The organism is Actinoplanes sp. 13 (assembly GCF_056134165.1).
Window position 1 is genome coordinate 340,526 of record NZ_JBVYOQ010000002.1, and the last position, 17,807, is coordinate 358,332.

The 17,807-nt window shown below is 71.4% G+C and carries 11 protein-coding genes; 5 read left to right on the forward strand and 6 right to left on the reverse strand.

The genetic code is table 11. From position 1 onward, the window contains the following. The gene (locus AC0NH5_RS06175) at nt 1-1,377 is read right to left on the reverse strand and encodes a lipase/acyltransferase domain-containing protein (protein ID WP_474400829.1); all 1,377 of its coding nucleotides are present in this window, start codon (nt 1,375-1,377) and stop codon (nt 1-3) included. After that, nucleotides 1,374-6,317, reverse strand: coding sequence for a tetratricopeptide repeat protein (locus tag AC0NH5_RS06180; RefSeq protein WP_474400831.1), 4,944 nt, complete (start codon nt 6,315-6,317; stop codon nt 1,374-1,376). The genes AC0NH5_RS06175 and AC0NH5_RS06180 overlap by 4 nt, the downstream gene beginning before the upstream one ends. Nucleotides 6,318-6,451: 134 nt before the next feature. Here AC0NH5_RS06180 and AC0NH5_RS06185 point away from each other — a divergent pair, with 134 nt between their 5' ends. Next, nucleotides 6,452-7,222, forward strand: coding sequence for a class I SAM-dependent methyltransferase (locus AC0NH5_RS06185; protein ID WP_474400833.1), 771 nt, complete (start codon nt 6,452-6,454; stop codon nt 7,220-7,222). A gap of 9 nt (nt 7,223-7,231) precedes the next feature. After that, on the forward strand, nt 7,232-8,785 hold the full coding sequence (locus AC0NH5_RS06190) for a nucleotidyl transferase AbiEii/AbiGii toxin family protein (protein ID WP_474400835.1): 1,554 nt from the start codon (nt 7,232-7,234) through the stop codon (nt 8,783-8,785). Nucleotides 8,786-8,792: 7 nt separating this feature from the next. On the opposite strand, the gene AC0NH5_RS06195 is transcribed toward AC0NH5_RS06190, so the two are convergent. After that, the gene (locus AC0NH5_RS06195; protein WP_474400836.1) at nt 8,793-10,652 is read right to left on the reverse strand and encodes an elongation factor G; all 1,860 of its coding nucleotides are present in this window, start codon (nt 10,650-10,652) and stop codon (nt 8,793-8,795) included. Between the two features lie 254 nt (nt 10,653-10,906). Between AC0NH5_RS06195 and AC0NH5_RS06200 the strand changes: the two genes are divergently transcribed. From AC0NH5_RS06200 to AC0NH5_RS06210, 3 genes are all read left to right on the forward strand, one after another. After that, a complete protein-coding gene (locus AC0NH5_RS06200; RefSeq protein WP_474400838.1) occupies nt 10,907-11,527 on the forward strand; it encodes a lysostaphin resistance A-like protein in 621 nt (206 codons plus the stop codon). Nucleotides 11,528-11,654: 127 nt separating this feature from the next. Then, nucleotides 11,655-13,280: a DHA2 family efflux MFS transporter permease subunit gene (locus tag AC0NH5_RS06205; protein ID WP_474400840.1), complete on the forward strand. Its 1,626-nt coding sequence runs from the start codon at nt 11,655-11,657 to the stop codon at nt 13,278-13,280. A 65-nt stretch (nt 13,281-13,345) separates the two neighbouring features. Then, nucleotides 13,346-13,972, forward strand: coding sequence for a phosphotransferase (locus AC0NH5_RS06210; protein ID WP_474400842.1), 627 nt, complete (start codon nt 13,346-13,348; stop codon nt 13,970-13,972). Here AC0NH5_RS06210 and AC0NH5_RS06215 read toward each other — a convergent pair. The 3 genes from AC0NH5_RS06215 to AC0NH5_RS06225 all read right to left on the reverse strand — a co-directional run bounded on the left by AC0NH5_RS06215 (nt 13,960) and on the right by AC0NH5_RS06225 (nt 17,713). Beyond that, entirely contained in the window at nt 13,960-15,165 is a 1,206-nt protein-coding gene (locus tag AC0NH5_RS06215; RefSeq protein ID WP_474400844.1) for a vWA domain-containing protein, read from the reverse strand. The two genes, AC0NH5_RS06210 and AC0NH5_RS06215, sit on opposite strands and share 13 nt — an antisense overlap. Continuing rightward, nucleotides 15,162-16,340: an AAA family ATPase gene (locus AC0NH5_RS06220; protein WP_474400847.1), complete on the reverse strand. Its 1,179-nt coding sequence runs from the start codon at nt 16,338-16,340 to the stop codon at nt 15,162-15,164. The genes AC0NH5_RS06215 and AC0NH5_RS06220 overlap by 4 nt, the downstream gene beginning before the upstream one ends. 80 nt (nt 16,341-16,420) lie before the next feature. Next, nucleotides 16,421-17,713: a hypothetical protein gene (locus AC0NH5_RS06225; RefSeq protein ID WP_474400848.1), complete on the reverse strand. Its 1,293-nt coding sequence runs from the start codon at nt 17,711-17,713 to the stop codon at nt 16,421-16,423. Nucleotides 17,714-17,807 lie beyond the last annotated feature (94 nt).

Sequence of the window (17,807 nt, forward strand, 5' to 3'; positions counted from 1 at the left end):
TCACGCCCAGACCAGGACGTCACCGTTGACCGGGGAGATCGGTGAGCTGGGCGAGATGCCGGCCACGGTGATCGCGTACGCACCCGGGGGCAGCCCCTCGACCACCGTGGTCGAGGTGGCGCCGGCGGGCACGGTCGCGACCCGGGAAGCGGCGATGCGGTTGTCCTCACCGGTGACCGTGATCCGGACCTTGTGCGGCAGCTGGTCCGCGGCCGCCACGTCCACCAGCAGATATTCGCCGGCGAGCACCAGGTCGGGGATGTCGACGTGCAGGTCGACGGTGTGCGGCACCCGGACGATGACCGGCTTGGCGGCCAGGACGCCCTCCAACTCGTCGAGGGCGGCCGGGTTGCGCTGCAAATTGCCGTGCAAGTCCGGCACCCGGCGCAACAGCGGGCTGTCCATCGGCACATCCGCGCGGGTGGCGGCCACCAGCGGCACCGTAGCGTCACCGAACAGGTCGGCGTCCCGGTAGGTGTGCACCATCTCCACCCGTCCGCCGGAGAAGCGGGCGGTGGTGCTGGTCGGCTGCTGGATGCCGACGATCGCGTGCGTGGAGTTCAGACTGTCCGGGCGCCGGGCCTCCGCCTCGGCGAGGTCGGTGTGGAAGCGCATCCCGTCCGCCACCTTCCCGGCGTCCAGCTGAGGAAGCTCGACCTCGGTGGTCTTCGCCAGGTCGCCGTCGTGCTCCAGACACGCGTACTCGGGCAGCAGTTGATACATCGACGGCATGCTGCGTACCAGGCCGGTGAGTTCCACGCTGAGCGGCCCCACCCCTTTTCGTACCCCGTTCACCAGCTGCTGGAGGGCCTTGGCCGCGCCTCGGTAGGGCGTGCCGAAGGTGACCACCTTGCGGACGATCTCTGCGCCGCCGCAGTGCTCGACATACCAGCGGGCGATCAGGCCACCCATCGAATGACAGACCAGTACGACCTTGGCATCGGCGTACGCGTCTCCCTGGTCCCGCCAGCGCTGCAAGGCGGGTTCGACGATGCGGCCCAGCCGGTGGGCGTTGTAGCGGTTGGACAGCCGCCAGTCGTAGGGCACCGGGAGGAGATTGCCGGGACGGTCACCGTCCTGCTCCCGGTAGCCCAGCGAGCGCAGCCTGCCGATCAGCCGGTCGTAACCCTTGACCGGGGTCCAGATCCCCGGGAGGACGTGCAGGTCGGGCATCAGCCCGGACGGTTCGACACCGTCGCCGGGATGCTCGTCGCCGAGATCGTCCGGCAGCCGCAGCGCGTCGATCGAGGCGCCGAACGTGGTGACGGCCCGGATGACGGAACCGGCCGAGGGAGCCCAGACAAGCTTCGCGTTGTGGCGCAACGTGCTGCCGAGGATGCCGGGAAGGACAACGACGAGATCGGTAGCAGCGCTCAAGAGTCGTCTCCCTGCACGTTGTTGAGCGGTTGAGTGTCGAGCGGTTGGGTGAGGACGGTGATCAGCGGGAGTGCTTCGGGATGGCGCTGCCCGATCCGTGCCAGCCGGTTGATCCAGCCCGTGACGTGTCCGGGGGCGGTGCGACGAGCCTCGGTGAGGGTTTCGGCGGAGCTGTCGAGATCGCCGGCGATCGCGTCGGCGACAGCCAGATAGAAGTCTGCCTCAGCGGCGGCCGCCGGTTCATCCGCGACACTGCGCGCCAGAAACGCGGTGCTGTCGAGAGCGGTCGCGTCGGCTTGCTGCGCGATTGCTTCCAGCAAGGGCTGGAACTTGGCCGGGTCGGCGAGGGCCTCCAGCGCAGGACCCTCCGCGCCTAGATGGGCGAGGGCGAGAATGGCGTCGGCGCGCTCGAACGAGCCGGTGTCGTCATTTTCGCTCCACTCCTTCAAGGCACTCCACACCATTTCCGACAGCAGATCATCCCGCCGTCCTACCAGCATCTGGGCCTGTATCTCCGGCTCGGCCGCCGCGAAATCGACGGCCAGAATCGCCAACAGAAGCGGGCGGTAAGCCGAAGTGATCCCATGGCTGCGTGCTCGGCCGCGCAGGTCGATATAGCGCTGTGCCTCCTCGGCATCCACCTTCAAGAGCGCCTCGTTGACCGCGTCGTCGGCTTCCGGCTCCAGCAGTTCGACGTGAGTGGCCAGGTAATCGTGCTCTTCGCCGTATGTCGGAGTGGCGATCCAGCCTCGAGCCGATTCGAGGAGCTCGTGATCGACGAACAGCCATGGTGGAACGGCTCCGACCAGCTTGTGCCATTGTCCATCGAATTGTTCCGGGTTTGCACTGCGATGCCGCCGGACTTGATCGCGGAGCTCGGCTGTGAGGATGACTTGCTCGCCCGCTTGATTCAGCGCAGTAACTATCCACGGGATAGCTCGTAGTTCACCGGCCGCTGCATCGGCGATTCTCCTGCCGAGCAGATACACCCGCTCCTCAGGCGTTGCCTTAGCCAGAGCACCGTGCCACAGCGCCTCGGCGGCTTCCATATCCCCGGCTGCGACGTGACAGCCGCTCGCGTTGATGAGTGCCGTGCCGAGGTTGGATAAGCGGGCAGGGTTCTCGGTGCTGAGTTGCCGGTTGAGGGTGACGGCTTCTTCGGCGGATGCGATGGCGTCTGCGAGGCGGCCGATGCTGCCGTAGTGGTTGCCGAGGTTGTTGAGTGAGTTGGCAAGGTTAGGCAAGAACGCGGAGTTGTCGGTGCTGAGTTGCCGGTTGAGGGTGACGGCTTCTTCGACGGGTGCGATCGCGTCTGCGGGGCGCCCGATGTGGCTGTAGTGGTTGCCGAGGTTGTTGAGTGCCATGGCGAGGGTGGGCAGAGAGGCGGGGTTGTCGGCGCTGAGCTGTCGGCGGAGGCTGACGGCTTCCTCGGCGGGTGCGATGGCGTCGGCTGGGCGGCCCATCTCGCTGTAACGGTTGCCGAGGTTGTTGAGTGCCATGGCGAGGTCGGGCAGGAAAGCGGGGTTGTCGGTGCTGAGTCGCCGGTAGAAAGCGACGGCTTCTTCGGCGGGTGCGATGGCGTTGGGGGGGCGCCCGATCTCGCTGTAGTGGTTGCCGAGGTTGTTGAGTGAGTTGGCGAGGTCGGGTACGAAGGCGGGGTTGTCGGTGCTGAGTTGCCGGTTGAGAGAAATGGCTTCTTCGGTGGGTTCGATGGCGTCGGCGGGGCGTCCGATGTTGCTGTAGTGGTTGCCGAGGTTGTTGAGTGCCATGGCGAGGTCGGGCAGGAAGGCGGGGTTGTCGGTGCTGAGTCGCCGGTAGAAAGCGACGGCTTCTTCGGCGGGTGCGACGGCGTCTGCGAGCCGTCCCATCTCCTTGTAGCGAATGCCGAGGTTGTTGAGTGCCATGGCGAGGTCGGGCAGGAAGGCGGGGTTGTCGGTGCTGAGTTGCCGGTTGAGAGTGACGGCTTCTTCGGCGGGTGCGATGGCGTCGGCGGGGCGTCCCATGTTGCTGTAGCGGATGCCGAGGTTGTTGAGTGCCATGGCCAGGTTGGGTACGAAGGCGGGGTTGTCGGTGCTGAGTCGCCGGTAGAAAGCGACGGCTTCTTCGGCGGGTGCGACGGCGTCTGCGAGCCGTCCCATCTCGCTGTAGCGGATGCCGAGGTTGTTGAGTGCCATGGCGAGGTCGGGTACGAAGGCGGGGTTGTCGGTGCTGAGTTGCCGGTTGAGGGTGACGGCTTCTTCGGTGGGTTCGATGGCGTCGATGCGGCGTCCGATGTTGCCGTAGTGGTTGCCGAGGTTGTTGAGTGCCATGGCGAGGTTGGGCAGGAAGGCGGGGTTGTCGGTGCTGAGTTGCCGGTTGAGGGTGACGGCTTCTTCGGTGGGTTCGATGGCGTCTGCGAGGCGTCCCATGTTGCTGTAGCGGATGCCGAGGTTGTTGAGTGCGCTGGCGAGGTCAGGTATGAGGGTGGGGTTGTCGGTGCTGAGTTGCCGGTAGAAGGCGACGGCTTCTTCGGTGGGTTCGATGGCGTCTGCGAGGCGTCCGATGTTGCTGTAGCGGATGCCGAGGTTGTTGAGTGCCATGGCGAGGTCGGGTACGAAGGCGGAGTTGTCGGTGCTGAGCTGCCGGTAAAGGGTTACGGCTTCTTCGGCGGGTACGACGGCATCGATGCGACGTCCGACATTGCTGTGGCGGATGCCGAGATCGCTGAGCCCGGCGGCCAGATCTGACAGGTATTCCGGATGTCGGTCAGCAAGCAGGCGGTAAACCGCCACACTCTCCTCCGCTGGTGCTACCGCCAGGGTGTGCTGTCCCCATATGGAAAGGTGAGCTGAGATGACGAGGCCGGCAGAAGCCAGGTCAACGACCAGACCAGGTTCCATCGTGACCAGCTCTCGAAGCAGGCCCATGCCTGGTAGGCCGGCATCTGCGGCGTGCCGCCAGATGTACTGCCGCAGATAGTCGAAGGCGTCCATGTCAAGGCCGTCGAGCAGTCGTTGCCGGTATCGGTTGGCCAGCGCCACCAGGATCGGATATGCCTCGGGATCGAATATGGCCGAGTGAACGGCTCGGTACGCCGGGCGGAGATGATCCGCCAGGCTCTGGTGGGCGATTCGGTAGACGGCGGTGCCGCTCACCCCGTCCTGGACGATGTAACGGCCGAGCTGGTCCAGCACCCAGCTGACGTCGTCGCGGTCGAGCTCGGTCTCCGGCGTGCCGCCCGCGTTGGCGATCGTCAGCCACTCCTCCTCGGGGAGCCCGGCGCCATAGCCTCGGGTCAGGGCGACGAGCAGCCTGCGAGCGGCCTGATGAGGCGCCAGACCCGGCTGATGGAGACGTGTCGGGGCTGAGATCGAGGCGATGTCGTCGTCGAAGGCCTGCTCCACCGAGACGGCGATCCGCTCATGCCATCCCGCTTGCGACGTGTCCACCGGTGCGGCCAGCAACTGGTCGATGATCAGGCGCGTGAGCAGGAACGGCGAATGGTCCAGCCGAATGGCGTCGTCGACGTGGTCGGCGACGGCCACCGGGTCCATGATCTGGCGCAGGGCGGCCCGGTCCAGGCGGGCTTCGACGTAGTCGCGGAGATCCCGGCGGGTGTGGTCACGCGCTTCCGGGGTGTCGAGGTCGATGCCCGGGCCGGCCGGGTTCAGCGTGGCGACCAGTCCCGCCTTGCCGTCGTCTCCCGGAAGATCACGGGTGGACACGATGACGACCGCGTGCCGGGCGAGGCGGACCAGGAGATCCTCGGCCATCGTGAACGACTCGCCGCGCGCCTCGTCCAGACCGTCCACCACGATGACCGGGGGCGGCGCGCCCTCGTCGACGGCGTGCTGGAGGTGGCCGATCAGCTCGGCGGCGTTGCGGCTGGACTCCTGTGCCTGGAGCAGGCCGCGGCCGACCAGCTGCCCGGCGATCAGTTCGGCGGCCTGGTCGGTGGCGAGACCGCGGGCGTGGAGGTGGGCGTGCACCGACCGTTCGCCCGGGTCGGCGTGTTCCCAGCTGGATCCGTCGGCCAGCAGGCGGGCGCGTTCGTCCGGGTTCGCCAGGCCGACCACCCGTCCGGTGATCGCGGACTTGCCCGTGCCCGCCGACCCCGTCACCACGTGGACGCCGGGCTCGCCGGCCTTGACCCAGCTGACGACCTGGTCGACTTCGGCCGTGCGGCCGGTGAACCAGGACCGCTCGTCCTCGGCCGCCCCGCCGCGCGCGGCCCGCAGCAGGTGTTCGACGACCTGCTCGGGGGCGCCCGGCTTGAAGCAGGGGTTGCGGAACATCCACCAGGCGCTGCCCTGACGCCGGTACTGCGGCGCCTGCCGGTCGCTGCCCCACTCCTTGATCAGCGCGTCGCACAGGTCGTCGCCGCGGATCCGCTCGTTGTGCACCGACCAGCGCAGGCGCAGGACCGGGTCGGTGGGCCCGTGCGCCAGCAACGCCCGCAGCCGCCGGCCCAGCAGGCCGTCCTGCGCGGTCTCGATGTCCATGCACGAGGTGAGCACGCCGACCCACACGTGCCGGCTCTCCAGCGGGAGATCCTGAAGAATCTTGGCCGCCACCTCCACCGCGGACAGCGCCTCCCCGGAGAAGCAGGTGTCCAGGATCAGGAGCAGCTGGCTCGCTCCGGACGCCGCGCAGTAGCCGGCGATGTCGGTGGCGCTGAGCCCGGCGGCCGGCCCGGTGCGGCTGTCCTGGGCGATGAGACGCAGGCCGGACGGTGATCCGACGCCGTGGCCGGCCCAAACCACCACCAGTTCGTCGCCGGAGACCGCGTCCTGCAGATCGCGGAGCCCGGTTCGCGCGGCGTCCTCGGTCGGGTCGGTCAGCGACTCGCAGGCGAAGCCGGCCCCGAGCAGCTCGGCGAAGGCCGCGACGTCGGAGACCGCGTGTGCCAGACGCGGGTGGTGCTGGTACGCATCGACCCCGATCCCGAAGAACCGTCCCATGCGATCCGCCCCTTCGCCGGTGAGGCATTGTCGTGCCCCGTCTCCACATTGACTTTTTGACGGACAGAACGGCATCACCGGTCCGGTCGACCCGCGGCGCCGAAATGCGTTGACGGGGGTGGGAGCGTGTCAGCGTGAGACCGTTTCAGGAGCTCGTCGACGAGGCGTCCGCCGCCGACGTCACCGGGTGGGGGTTCGGGTGGTTGGCGGGCCGGGCGACCGAGGAGCGCCCGCCGTGGGGTTACTCGCGGTTGATCGGGGAGCGGCTGGCCGGGGTGCGGACGGCGCTGGATCTGGACACCGGCGGTGGGGAGATCATCGCTGAGGTGCCGGTGCTGCCGGCGCGGATGGTGGTGACCGAGGGGTGGCCGCCGAACGTGGCCCGGGCCCGGGAGTTGCTGGGGCCGCGCGGGGTGCGGGTCGTGCACCTGGAGCAGGGGCGGCCGTTGCCGTTCGGGGACGGGACCTTCGATCTGGTGACGAGCCGGCATCCGGTGGATCCGGCCTGGGGTGAGATCGCCCGGGTGTTGCGGGACGGTGGGACGTACTTCGCGCAGCATGTCGGGCCCGCGTCCGCGTACGAGATCATCGAATTTTTCCGTGGGCCGCTGTCCCGGCAGGAGGTGCCCCGCGACCCGGAGCGGGAGGTGCTCGCGGCGAAGGCCGCCGGGCTGGAGGTCGTCGATCTGCGGACGGCGCGGTGCCGGATGGAGCTTTTCGACGTGGGCGCGGTCGTCTATCTGCTGCGCAAGTGCGTGTGGTGGGTGCCGGGCTTCGATGTGGACGGATGCCGGGATCGGCTGGTGGCGATGGACGCGCACATCCGTGAGCACGGCGCTTTCGTCGCCCATGCGACGCGCACGCTGCTCGAAACGCGCAAGCGCGGGGCGGCGGGCGGCGGTTAGCCTCAGGCGGTGATCACCGGCACGTTCGAAACCCACATCACGGTCATGGACCACGACGCCGAGGGGCTGGCGTTGTTCGCCGAGAAGTACGGCGTCAAGTACCTCTGCATCGAGCTGGACCGGGGCGTCACCCGGTTTCAGCCGATGCTCACCCTGCACGGCAAGGGCACCCTCGCCGAGCAGCGGGCCATGGTCGAGAAGTGGTGTGAGTGGCTGCGTATCGCGGGGATGAGCCCGGTGCGGACGAAGATCGAGGCGACGCCGTGGTCGAGCGGGGTGCCGGAGAGTGACGAGCAGGCGGTCCGGCAGCCGGACGAGCGCTACTTCGAGCACCACGTCAAGCTGCGGTTGCCGTCGGCGGACGTGGCGGTGCTGCTGGCGGTCACCGATCTGGTGGAGCCGCACGGGGCGCGGCTGTCCCGCAACGCCCGGCGCAGGAACACCGACGGCACCGAGGTGCGGTTCGTGAACCAGCGTTGCCACCGGGTCGGCCGGCTCACCGCGAGCGGCCGGCTGCACAAGCTGCTGGACGATCTGCGGGCGGCCGGGCTCGACATCGCCTCGGTCGAGCAGGAGTACGTGGTGCACGACAGCCACCTCGACCTGGACCGCGGCTGGCTGGACCGGACACCTGCGCGTCCGGACCGGTGGGTGGAGCAGCGGGAGCGGCGGGCGCGGGACCAGCGCGCCGGTGCGCGCGACTATCCGGCCACCTATCAGCCGTTGGCCCGCGGCCGGGGCGTGACCCAGCGCGGCGCGTTCGATCCGGCGTTGAAGCATCACGAGAACGCGTTCACCGCGGGGGAGCCGGTCTTCGCCGACGTGGACCGTGGCCGGCGCTGGCGGGAGGCGCGGCGGGCGGCGATGGGGCACCTGCTGTCGGTGGTGGCCGGGAGCCGCTGGCTGGAGCACCTGGTGTTGCGGGGCAGCGCCACCATGCCGGTCTGGGTGGGTGACGCGGCCCGTGAGCCGGGTGACCTGGATTTCGTGGTGACGCCGGCGGCGATGTCCGCCGAGAGCGCCGAGGCTCACGCGTTGCTGTCCGACCTCGTCGAGGCGGTGCGGGAGGCGCCGGCCGCCGGGCTGCGGCCGGATCGGACCACCCGGTCGGCGATCTGGACGTACGAGCGGGCCGAGGGCCGCCGCCTGGTGATGCCGTTCACCGCGCCCGGGGTGCCGGACGGCACCGTGCAGATCGACGTCGTGTTCGGCGAGGAGCTGCCGATCCCGCCGGAGCCGGTCGAGGTGCTCGGCAGCGTCGTGTGGGCGGCGACCGCCGGGCTGTCGCTGGCCTGGAAGCTGCAGTGGCTCGCGACCGACTGCTATCCGCAGGGCAAGGACCTCTACGACGCGGTGCTGCTCGCCGAGCACACGACCGTCGACCTGGACCTGGTGCGTGAGCTGATGCGGGAGGAACTGGGGCCGGCGGCCGGCCGGTTCACCGCGGAGTCCGTGCTGGCCTGGGACGACATCGACTGGGCGAACTTCGCCGACGTCTGCCCGGGGGTCGGGGGCACCGCGCAGCAGTGGCTGCGACGGCTGGCGGTGGCCCTCGACCGATGAGCCGTGACTACGCCGCCGGGCGATAACCGGCCGGGCGGCTGGTGAACGTGCCCCGCCCGGAGGTCCGGCTGCGCAGCCTCGTCGCGTACCCGAACAACTCGGCCAGCGGCACGATCGCTGTCACCGTGCGTGGCTGCGAATCCACGACCTGAGCGCGCCGCGCGGCAAGATCGCCGAGCACCGCCCCGAGCGCGTCGGACGGCGCGCTCACCGTGACCTCGGCGACCGGCTCGAGCAGCTCCAGCGTGGCGGCGCGCAGCGCGGCCCGCAGGCCGAACCGGCCCGCCGCGCGGAACGCCAGGTCCGACGAGTCCTTCGCGTGGGTCTGCCCGTCGGTCAGCGTGACCTTCAGGCCGACCACCGGGTGACCGCCGAGCGGGCCGCCGGCCAGGGCCTCCCGGCAGCCGGCCTCGACCGCGCGGGCGAACTCGGCCGGCACCCGGCCGCCGGTCACCGTGGACGCGAACGCGAACCCGGTGCCGTCGAGCGGCTCGACGTCCAGCACGACGTGGGCGAACTGGCCCGCCCCACCGTCCTGTTTGACGTGCCGGTGGACGAACCCGGTGACGCCCCGCACCACGGTCTCCCGGTAGGCCACCTGCGGCCGGCCGGTGGTCACCTGCAGGCCGGTCGCCTGGCGCAGCTTCTCCACGGACACCTCCAGGTGGAGCTCACCGAGCCCGGCGAGCAGGGTCTGACCGGTCTCGGCGTCGGTGCGCACGGTCAGCGAGGGATCTTCCTCGACCAGCGCGGCGAGGGCCGCCGGCAGGCGCTGCGCCTCGGCGCGGGTGCGCGCCTCGACCGCGACCGAGACCAGCGGTTCCGCCGTCCGCGGGGCTTCGAGCAGCACCGGGCGCAGCTTGGTGGTCAGCGTGGCGCCGGCCCGCGCGGCTTTCATCCCGGCGACGGCGACGATGTCCCCGGCCACCGCGCGGTCGATGTCGGTGTGCCGGTCGGCCTGCACCCGCAGGATGCGGGAGACGCGTTCGGTGCGCCCGGCTGTCGCGTCCCACACGGTGTCTCCCTTCCTGATCGTGCCGGCATAGACGCGGAGGTAGGTCAGCCGGTCCCGGCGTTTGAAGACGAGCGCGGCGAGATCTCCCGCCGCGTCCCCGTCGGGGCCGGGCAGATGGTCGACGATCGCGTCGAGCAGCTGCGTCACGCCGATGTCGCGGTACGCCGAGCCGCAGAGGACGACGACGGCCTGACCGGAGAGGGTCAGGTCGCGCAGCGCCCGTCTCAGCGTCTCGTCCGACATGTCGCCGAGTTCCTCCAGGGCGCCGGGATGCAGTTCCGCGACCGCCTCCTCCAGCCGCTGCCGTGCGGCGGCGAACTCCGCCGGCGGCTGATCGACGAGGTCCACCACGCCGGACAACTGGCTCTCCCGGCCGATCGGGACCTGCACCACCAACGGTGTGACCTCGAGACGCGCACGGATCGACGCCACCGCCGCGTCCAGATCCGCGCCCGCGCGATCCAGCTTGTTGACGAAGGCGATCCGCGGCACCCGGTAGCGATCGGCCTTGCGCCACACCGCCTCGGACTGCGGCTCCACCCCGGCGACGCCGTCGAAGACCGCCACCGCGCCGTCGAGGACGCGCAGCGACCGTTCCACCTCGTCGGAGAAGTCGACGTGTCCCGGCGTGTCGATCAGGTTGAGCCGGTGGCCGTTCCACTCGGCGCTGACCGCCGCCGCGAAGATGGTGATGCCACGGTCGCGTTCCTGCGGGTCGAAATCGGTCACGGTGTTGCCGTCGTCCACCCGGCCCGTCTTGTAGGTGGCGCCCGTGGTGAACAGGATCCGCTCGGTCAGGGTGGTCTTGCCGGCGTCGACGTGGGCGAGGATGCCCAGATTGCGGACTCGCATGGTTCGTTCTGCTTTCGAGATGATCGGACGGCGGACAGCGCCGGCCCGACCTCACGGCAGAGGTCAGGCGCGTCCAGCCCCGGTGGCGCAGCCGGAGCTGGGCACACCGGACACGAGGATCAGCTCGAATCGCGACGCCGGGATGACGACGGCGGTGCGGTAGCGCACGGCGGTGTCTCCCTCCTGGTCGCGGTGATCTTCTCGGCAGCGTACGAACGCTGCGGACGCGTGTCGATCGAATTATGGTGGGCGACGTGACCATCGCCGTCACGCTGCTGGCGATGGCCGCCTTCCGCGTCTGGACCCGCACCGGGCGACGCCGCGCCCAGCCGATCGCCGGGCCGCTCGCCGCGGCCCTTCTGATTCTGCTGAGCGGGCTCACCGCCGGCGAGGTGGGGCTCGTCCTCTCCGGTTCGTGGTACGCACTGGGCGGCGCCGCGGTGATCGCCATCGGTTATGGGGTGGCCGCGCTGATGCCCCGGCTCTTCACCGGACCGGTGTCGCCGCGCCCGGTCCGCGACGCCCTGGTCGGGGTGCCCCTGGCCACTGTCGCTTTCGAGGAGGTCGCCTTCCGCGGGGTGCTCTGGGCCCTGATCGCCCGCGACCACGGCCCGGTCTGGGCCACCGGGGTCACCGCCGTGCTCTTCGGTCTCTGGCATCTGTCACCCGATCCGGGCTCGGTGGGGGAAGTGGCGTTCACCACGCTGGCCGGCGTCGTCCTGGGCGTCCTGCGCCAGTTCTCCGGTGGGCTTCTGGCCCCGTTCGTCGTCCACTGGACCGCCAATGGCCTGGGGATTCTCGTTTCGGCCGCACTGTCGCGATCCGGCCCCGAACCGCCTGCGCCGCCGCCCGGGCAGGCGGGAGCTGCTCGGTAAAAGGGGCGGTGCGGCGGCGGCCACCTCGTTACGCTCACGGCGACGCATCCCAGCGTTCGCCGAGGCCACCAGGGGGATCACGCGGGCCGGGGGTGCTCATCAACCGAATCCCCGCCGCGTATGCGTCATGCGCGGCCGCTCGGCGTTTCCGCGCCGGCCCTTCCAGGAGATAAGCGTGAGCAGTCAACCCGCGGCGGCGCCGGCCAAGCTCGACGCCGGCGTTCTCAAAGTCGCCGGCGTCGTGGTTCTCGGCGCCATCATGTCGATCCTCGACATCACCGTCGTCAGCGTCGCGATTCCCACCTTCCAGGTCGAGTTCAACGCCTCGTACGCCGAGGTCGCGTGGACCATGACCGGCTACACCCTGGCCCTGGCCACGGTCATCCCGCTGACCGGGTGGGCGGCCGACCGGTTCGGGACGAAGCGGCTCTACATGATCGCCCTGCTCCTGTTCACGCTCGGCTCGGTGCTCTGCGCCACCGCCGACAGCATCGGCCAGCTGGTGGCGTACCGGGTGCTCCAGGGTCTCGGCGGCGGCATGCTGATGCCACTCGGTATGACGATCATGACCCGGGCGGCCGGCCCGGAGCGGATCGGCCGGCTGATGGCCGTGCTCGGCGTCCCGATGCTGCTCGGCCCGATCGGCGGCCCGATCCTCGGTGGCTGGCTGATCGACGTGGCCAGCTGGGAATGGATCTTCCTGATCAACCTGCCGATCGGCATCATCGCGCTGGTGTACGCCCAGTTCGTGCTGCCCAGGGACAACCCGGAACCGTCCGAGTCGTTCGACTTCATCGGCATGCTGATGCTCTCGCCCGGCCTCGCGCTGTTCCTCTACGGCGTCTCGTCGCTGCCCGAGACCGGCACCATGTCCGACGACAAGGTGTGGCTGCCGATGCTGGCCGGTGGCCTGCTGGTGATCGGCTTCGTGTTCTACTCGTTCAAGCCGAAGCACCCACTGCTCGATCTGCGCCTGCTGCGCAACCGCAACCTCACGGTCGCGTCGATCACGCTGGCGGTGTTCACCGTCGCGTTCATGGGCGCCGGTCTGCTGTTCCCGAGCTACTTCCTGCAGGTGCACGGCGAGACGACGCTGCACGCCGGTCTGCTGATGGCGCCGCAGGGCCTGGGTGCCATGGTCACCATGCCGATCGCGGGTGTGCTCGCCGACAAGGTCCCGGTGGGCCGCACCGTGCCGTTCGCTCTGCTGCTCATCGCGGCCGGGTTCTTCGTCTTCACCCAGGTGGGCACGGACACGTCCTACCTGCTGCTGTGCGGCGCGCTGTTCGTGATGGGCCTGGGCATGGGCGGCACCATGATGCCGATCATGACCTCGGCGCTGCGGACGCTGACCAACCACGAGGTGGCCCGCGGCTCCACGCTGCTGAACATCCTGCAGCAGATCGCCGGCTCGGTCGGCTCGGCGATCATGTCGGTGATCCTGACCAGCCACCTGAACGACTCGGCGGTCGTCCCCGGCATGACCGGCCCGGAGGGCGAGCCGGTCACCGAGGCGGGCCTGGCCATCGCGGCCCAGCGGGACCCGGGCCTGGCCTCCCAGGTCCCCGACCCGAGCATCCTGGAGCGGGGCCTGCAGTTCGTCGCGGACTCGTTCGCGGCGACGTTCATGGTCGGCTTCGTGCTGGTGCTGCTGACGCTGATCCCGGCGCTCTTCCTGCCGCGCAAGAAGGAGGAGTCGCACCTGCTCGACGACCAGGCGGGCGACCGCCCGGCGCCGGTCGTGCTGCACTGAGCGACCACTGCGACGGATGACGGGGGCGAGCCGGACGGCTCGCCCCCGTTGCTAGATTGGCCGCCGTGGAGCTGATCGGTTCGGGGCAGGAAGCCGACGTCTACGCCCTCGACGAGCACCGGGTCCTGCGGCGTTACCGGGACGGCGGCGACGTCACCGCCGAGGCAGCCGCCATGGCGTACCTCGCCGGCCACGGTTTCCCGGTTCCGCGGGTCTTCGACGCGGCCGGCCCGGACCTGGTGCTGGAGCGGCTGCACGGCCCGACCCTGGCCGGCGCCGGTCTCACCGCCCGGCGGGCGGGCGGGCTCCTGGCCGGCCTGCACCGGCGCCTGCACGAGCTGCCGGCCCGGACCGGCGCCCACCCGGACGACCGCATCCTGCACCTCGACCTGCATCCGGAGAACGTGATGATGACCGGGCGCGGGCCGGTCGTCATCGACTGGCGCAACGCCGGCGAGGGCCCGCCGGACGTCGACGTCGCGCTCTCCGCGATCATCCTGGCCCAGGTGGCGGTGGGCGGAACGCATCACCTGGCCGATCAGGTGCGGGCGATGCTGACGACGTTCCTCCGGGCGGCCGGCGGCCACCCGCTCGCGGTGCTGGACCGGGCGCTGGCGATCCGCCGAGGGCAGCTGAACGAGAACCTGCCGGCCGCCGCCGACCTGGTCCGGGCGATCCATCAGCCGATCTGAACCACCCGCGACCAGTCCGGCGGGCTCACGAAGTGGTCCCCGTACCTCTCTTCCGGCTCGTCTCGCCGGAACAATCCGATCACGGTCCGGCACGGTGGCGGCACGGCCGGCCATGGCGTGCAGCCGTCGGTCAGCGCCACGATCACGTCCGGGCGCGGCGCCCGGCGCAGCGCCGCGGTGAAACCGGTGCGCAGGTCGGTCCCGCCGCCACCGATCAGCTCGATCCCCTCGGCCTGGCAGAGCGGTGCGGTGACACGGGCGGCGGCGTCGCAGGAGAACACGGTCACCGCGCCCCGGCCCCCGGCGGCCCGGCCGATCGCGGCGACCTCCAGCAGCGCGGTGCCGAGCTCGGCGTCGCTGACCGACCCGGAGGTGTCGATCACCACGGCGACCCGGGGCGGGGTGCGCCGCAGGCTGGGCAGGATGACCCCGGGCAGGCTCGCCGACCGGCGCCCGGGACGCGCGTACGTGTAGTCGCCGCCCGCGCCCCCGCCGGTGGCCGCCGCCCGCACCGCGGCGCCGAGCAGCTCCCGCCACGGCTGCGGCGGATGGAACGCTTCCTCCGCCCAGCGCTTCCAGCCCGCCGGCGCGTCGCCGGGGGTGCCGTTCAGCCCGCGGGCGACCCGGAACCGGATCGCGTCCCGCTCGGCCCGGGTCAACCCGTGCGCCCCGTCCGGGCCGCGATCCCACGGCCGGGCCTGGCCGTCGGCGCCGCTGCCGCAGTCCAGCCAGGCCCAGTACTGCGTCCGGGTGCTCAACGTGAACTGCCCGAGGTACTCCTCCATGAGCCGGCCCGGATCGAGGTGCAGCTTCTCCGGCCGCAGGGCGTCCCCCGGCCAGGGCAGCCCGTCGCCGTACACGTCGTCGTTGATCTCGCAGTCGGCGGCGATGTTGATCCGCAGCCGCTCCCCGGGCTCCCGGCGGCCCCCGGCGGCGACATAGCGGTCCCCGCGCTCATGGTGCGCCCGCAGCAGGTGCGACACCTCGTGCACCCAGATGCCGGCCAGCTCCTCCAGGGGCGTCGTCGCGACGAACCGCGCCGACACGTAGCAACGCCAGTACGGGTCGACGGCCATCGTCGGCACGTGCGCGGACTCCACCGGGTGCAGGGCGAACAGGGCGGTCGCCAGATAGGGCCGGGCGCGGGTGGCGTGCAGCCGGGCGGCGTACAGCTTCTCCCAGTCGAGACTCACCGGCCCGCGCCCACCCGCTGCGACACCGCGACCGCCCCGCTCAGCCGGTCGATCACCGGCGGCAGGACCCAGTCGTCCTCGCGCAGGCCGGCCAGGGTGCTCGCCGGCACCACCACCAGGTCGGGCGCGCCGGTGTCCAGCGCCCGGGCCAGCACCGCCCAGGCGGCGTCCCAGCGGGACCGGTCCCGGCGCTTGCGCACCGCCTCCACCACGCCGTCGAGCACCGCCTGGCGCAGGTCGCCCCGCTGCGGCAGGACTGCCGAACCGGGGTCCGCCAGCAGCTCCTCCGGATCGGGCAGGTCCAGCTGGTCCAGGGTGGCCAGCAGCTCCAGGCCCGGCCCGTCGCCGACCGTACCGCGTACCAGAAGGGAGAGCGCGTCCCGCGACGCGCCGGCGGCGGTCGCGAAGGCCAGCAGCCGCAGGGTCATCTCCCAGCTGCGCGGCGACGGCCAGGGGCCGCCGCGCCGGGCCTCGCCGGCCGGCAGCTGGTGGGTCAGCGCCGGCCGGGTGGTCAGCAGCCGGCACACCGCGCGCCGGGCCACCTCGACCGCGTCCGGCAGGCGGGCGGCATCCAGCCGCGGCAGGGTGGCCCGCGGCCAGGTGCCGCCCAGGCCGCGGACCACCACGTCATGGTCGTACGCCCATTGCAGGTGCACGAACCGGTTGGCCAGCGGCGCGCTGAGCTCCCAGCCGTCCGCGGCGGACGCGCGCGGGTTGGCCGCGGCGACGATCCGGATGCCGGGCGGCAGCCGCAGCGCGCCGACCCGGCGTTCCAGGACCACGCGGAGCAGCGCCGCCTGCACCGCCGGGGGCGCGGTGGAGAGCTCGTCGAGGAACAACAGACCCTTGCCGGTACGCGCGAGGCGCACCGCCCAGTCCGGCGGCGCCATCGGCACCCCCTGCGCGGCCGGGTCGTCGCCGAGGACGGGCAGGCCGGCGAAGTCGGAGGGTTCGTGCACGCTTGCGATGACGGTGGTGAGCGGCAGGTCCAGGGCGTCGGCGAGCTGGGTGAGCGCGGAGGTCTTGCCGATGCCGGGCTCGCCCCAGAGGAGCACCGGCAGGTCGGCGCTGACCGCGAGGGTGAGCGCCTCGAGTTGCATGTCGGGGCGCGGCTCGGTGGCGGTCGCGCCGAGCAGCGCGAGAAGGTCCGCAGCGATGTCCAGAGAAGCAGTCATGATCACCATAGGGGGTCTCGGCCGCGGCGCCAGGCGGCGGCACGTCGTGTGTGAAGTCGGGTGCGTATCGAGGCGCGACTTCACACGCTGCTGGGGTGGCGCTGTGAGCGGCGGCGGCGGGGGTCGGGGCGGGATGGACCGGCATTGGTGAGCCCCGCCCGGAACAGGCTGTGGGTGAGCCGGCGGGCGGCGGCCGCCGCCAGCTCGTCGCGGAGCGCGCCGTCGCGCAGTGCCGCGGCCGGGCCGAGCAGGCTCTCCACCACGTCCAGCGCGCCGTCGTAGTCACCGTGGTCGAGCAGTGCCCGGACGTCGTCGAGGGACTCCGGATGCCGGATTGCCTGATCGATCGCGCGCAGGCACGGCATCGGCCGCCCACCGAGCGCGGTCAGCATCTCCTCGCGCCGCAGCTCGGCCGGATCGTGGTCGAGCGGGGCGAGCGTCCCGCCGACGAGACCGATCCGGTGCCGGGCGCCGCCGCACTCGACGATCCGGGTCGCGCCGGGGGAGCGGCGCGGGCGGCCCGGCGGGCGGTGCCCGGGCGCGAGCGCCGCCGCGACGAGGGGGTGCAGCCGCCCGGGGTCGATCAGTCCGGCGTGGAGCAGCTCGACGTCGGGCGGCACCCGGACGGCGGCGTCGGGCAGCACCGGGAGGACCCGGCCAGGGCGATCGCGGTGGACGCGATATGACGGGGCCGGGAGCGCCGGGTCGAGCAGGAGTCGCCGGCCGTCACCGGGACGGACCAGCACCGGCCCGGCGCCGAGGCCGTCGGCGCCGATCAGCAGGCGAGCCTCGTCCGCCCATCGGTGTGTGGCACACGCGTCCACGCGGGACCACCGGTCGGGGCGGGACCGCGCCCACAGCTCGCCGGAGCGCCGGGCGTCCCACAGGTGGCGATGCAGGTCGAGGCGGAACCGGCGGTCCGGGCGGGGGTGCGGATGCCCGTGCGGTTGCGGCCCGGCCCGCTCCCACAGCGCCAGGCTGATCCGCTGACCGGCGTCCGCCCAGGCCGGGGGAGTGCGGACCACCAGGTGCAGCGGTGCCGCGCCGGGTGGGTCGTACCGGGCCAGGGTGATGGTCAGACCCGGCCGCAGCAGGCCGTCCGGAGCAATCCGGGGCAGGTGCCAGCGCAGCAGGTCGGGGGCGAGGTGGCGCAGATCGGCGCGGAGCCGGGACGCGATCTCGCGGCCGTGCGTGTGAGCGACGGCGCGCGGGCTCAGATCGACGTCGACGCGTGCGGCGGCACACGCCCCTGCCCAGTCGCCGGCGAGACGACGGGCGGTCGCGGTTTCGATCATGACGGGCGGCACGGCGAACTCGCGCACGCGCAGCCAGCTGAGAAGGCGGGTGTTCCCGTTCGCGGTCCATGAGCGCATCAGCACTCACCTTCGCGGAACGAGACCCCCCATCCGTACGAGGAGATGTCCATCGCGGGGAAGAGTAGCGCCCGGGCGCCGAAATTGGCCAGCC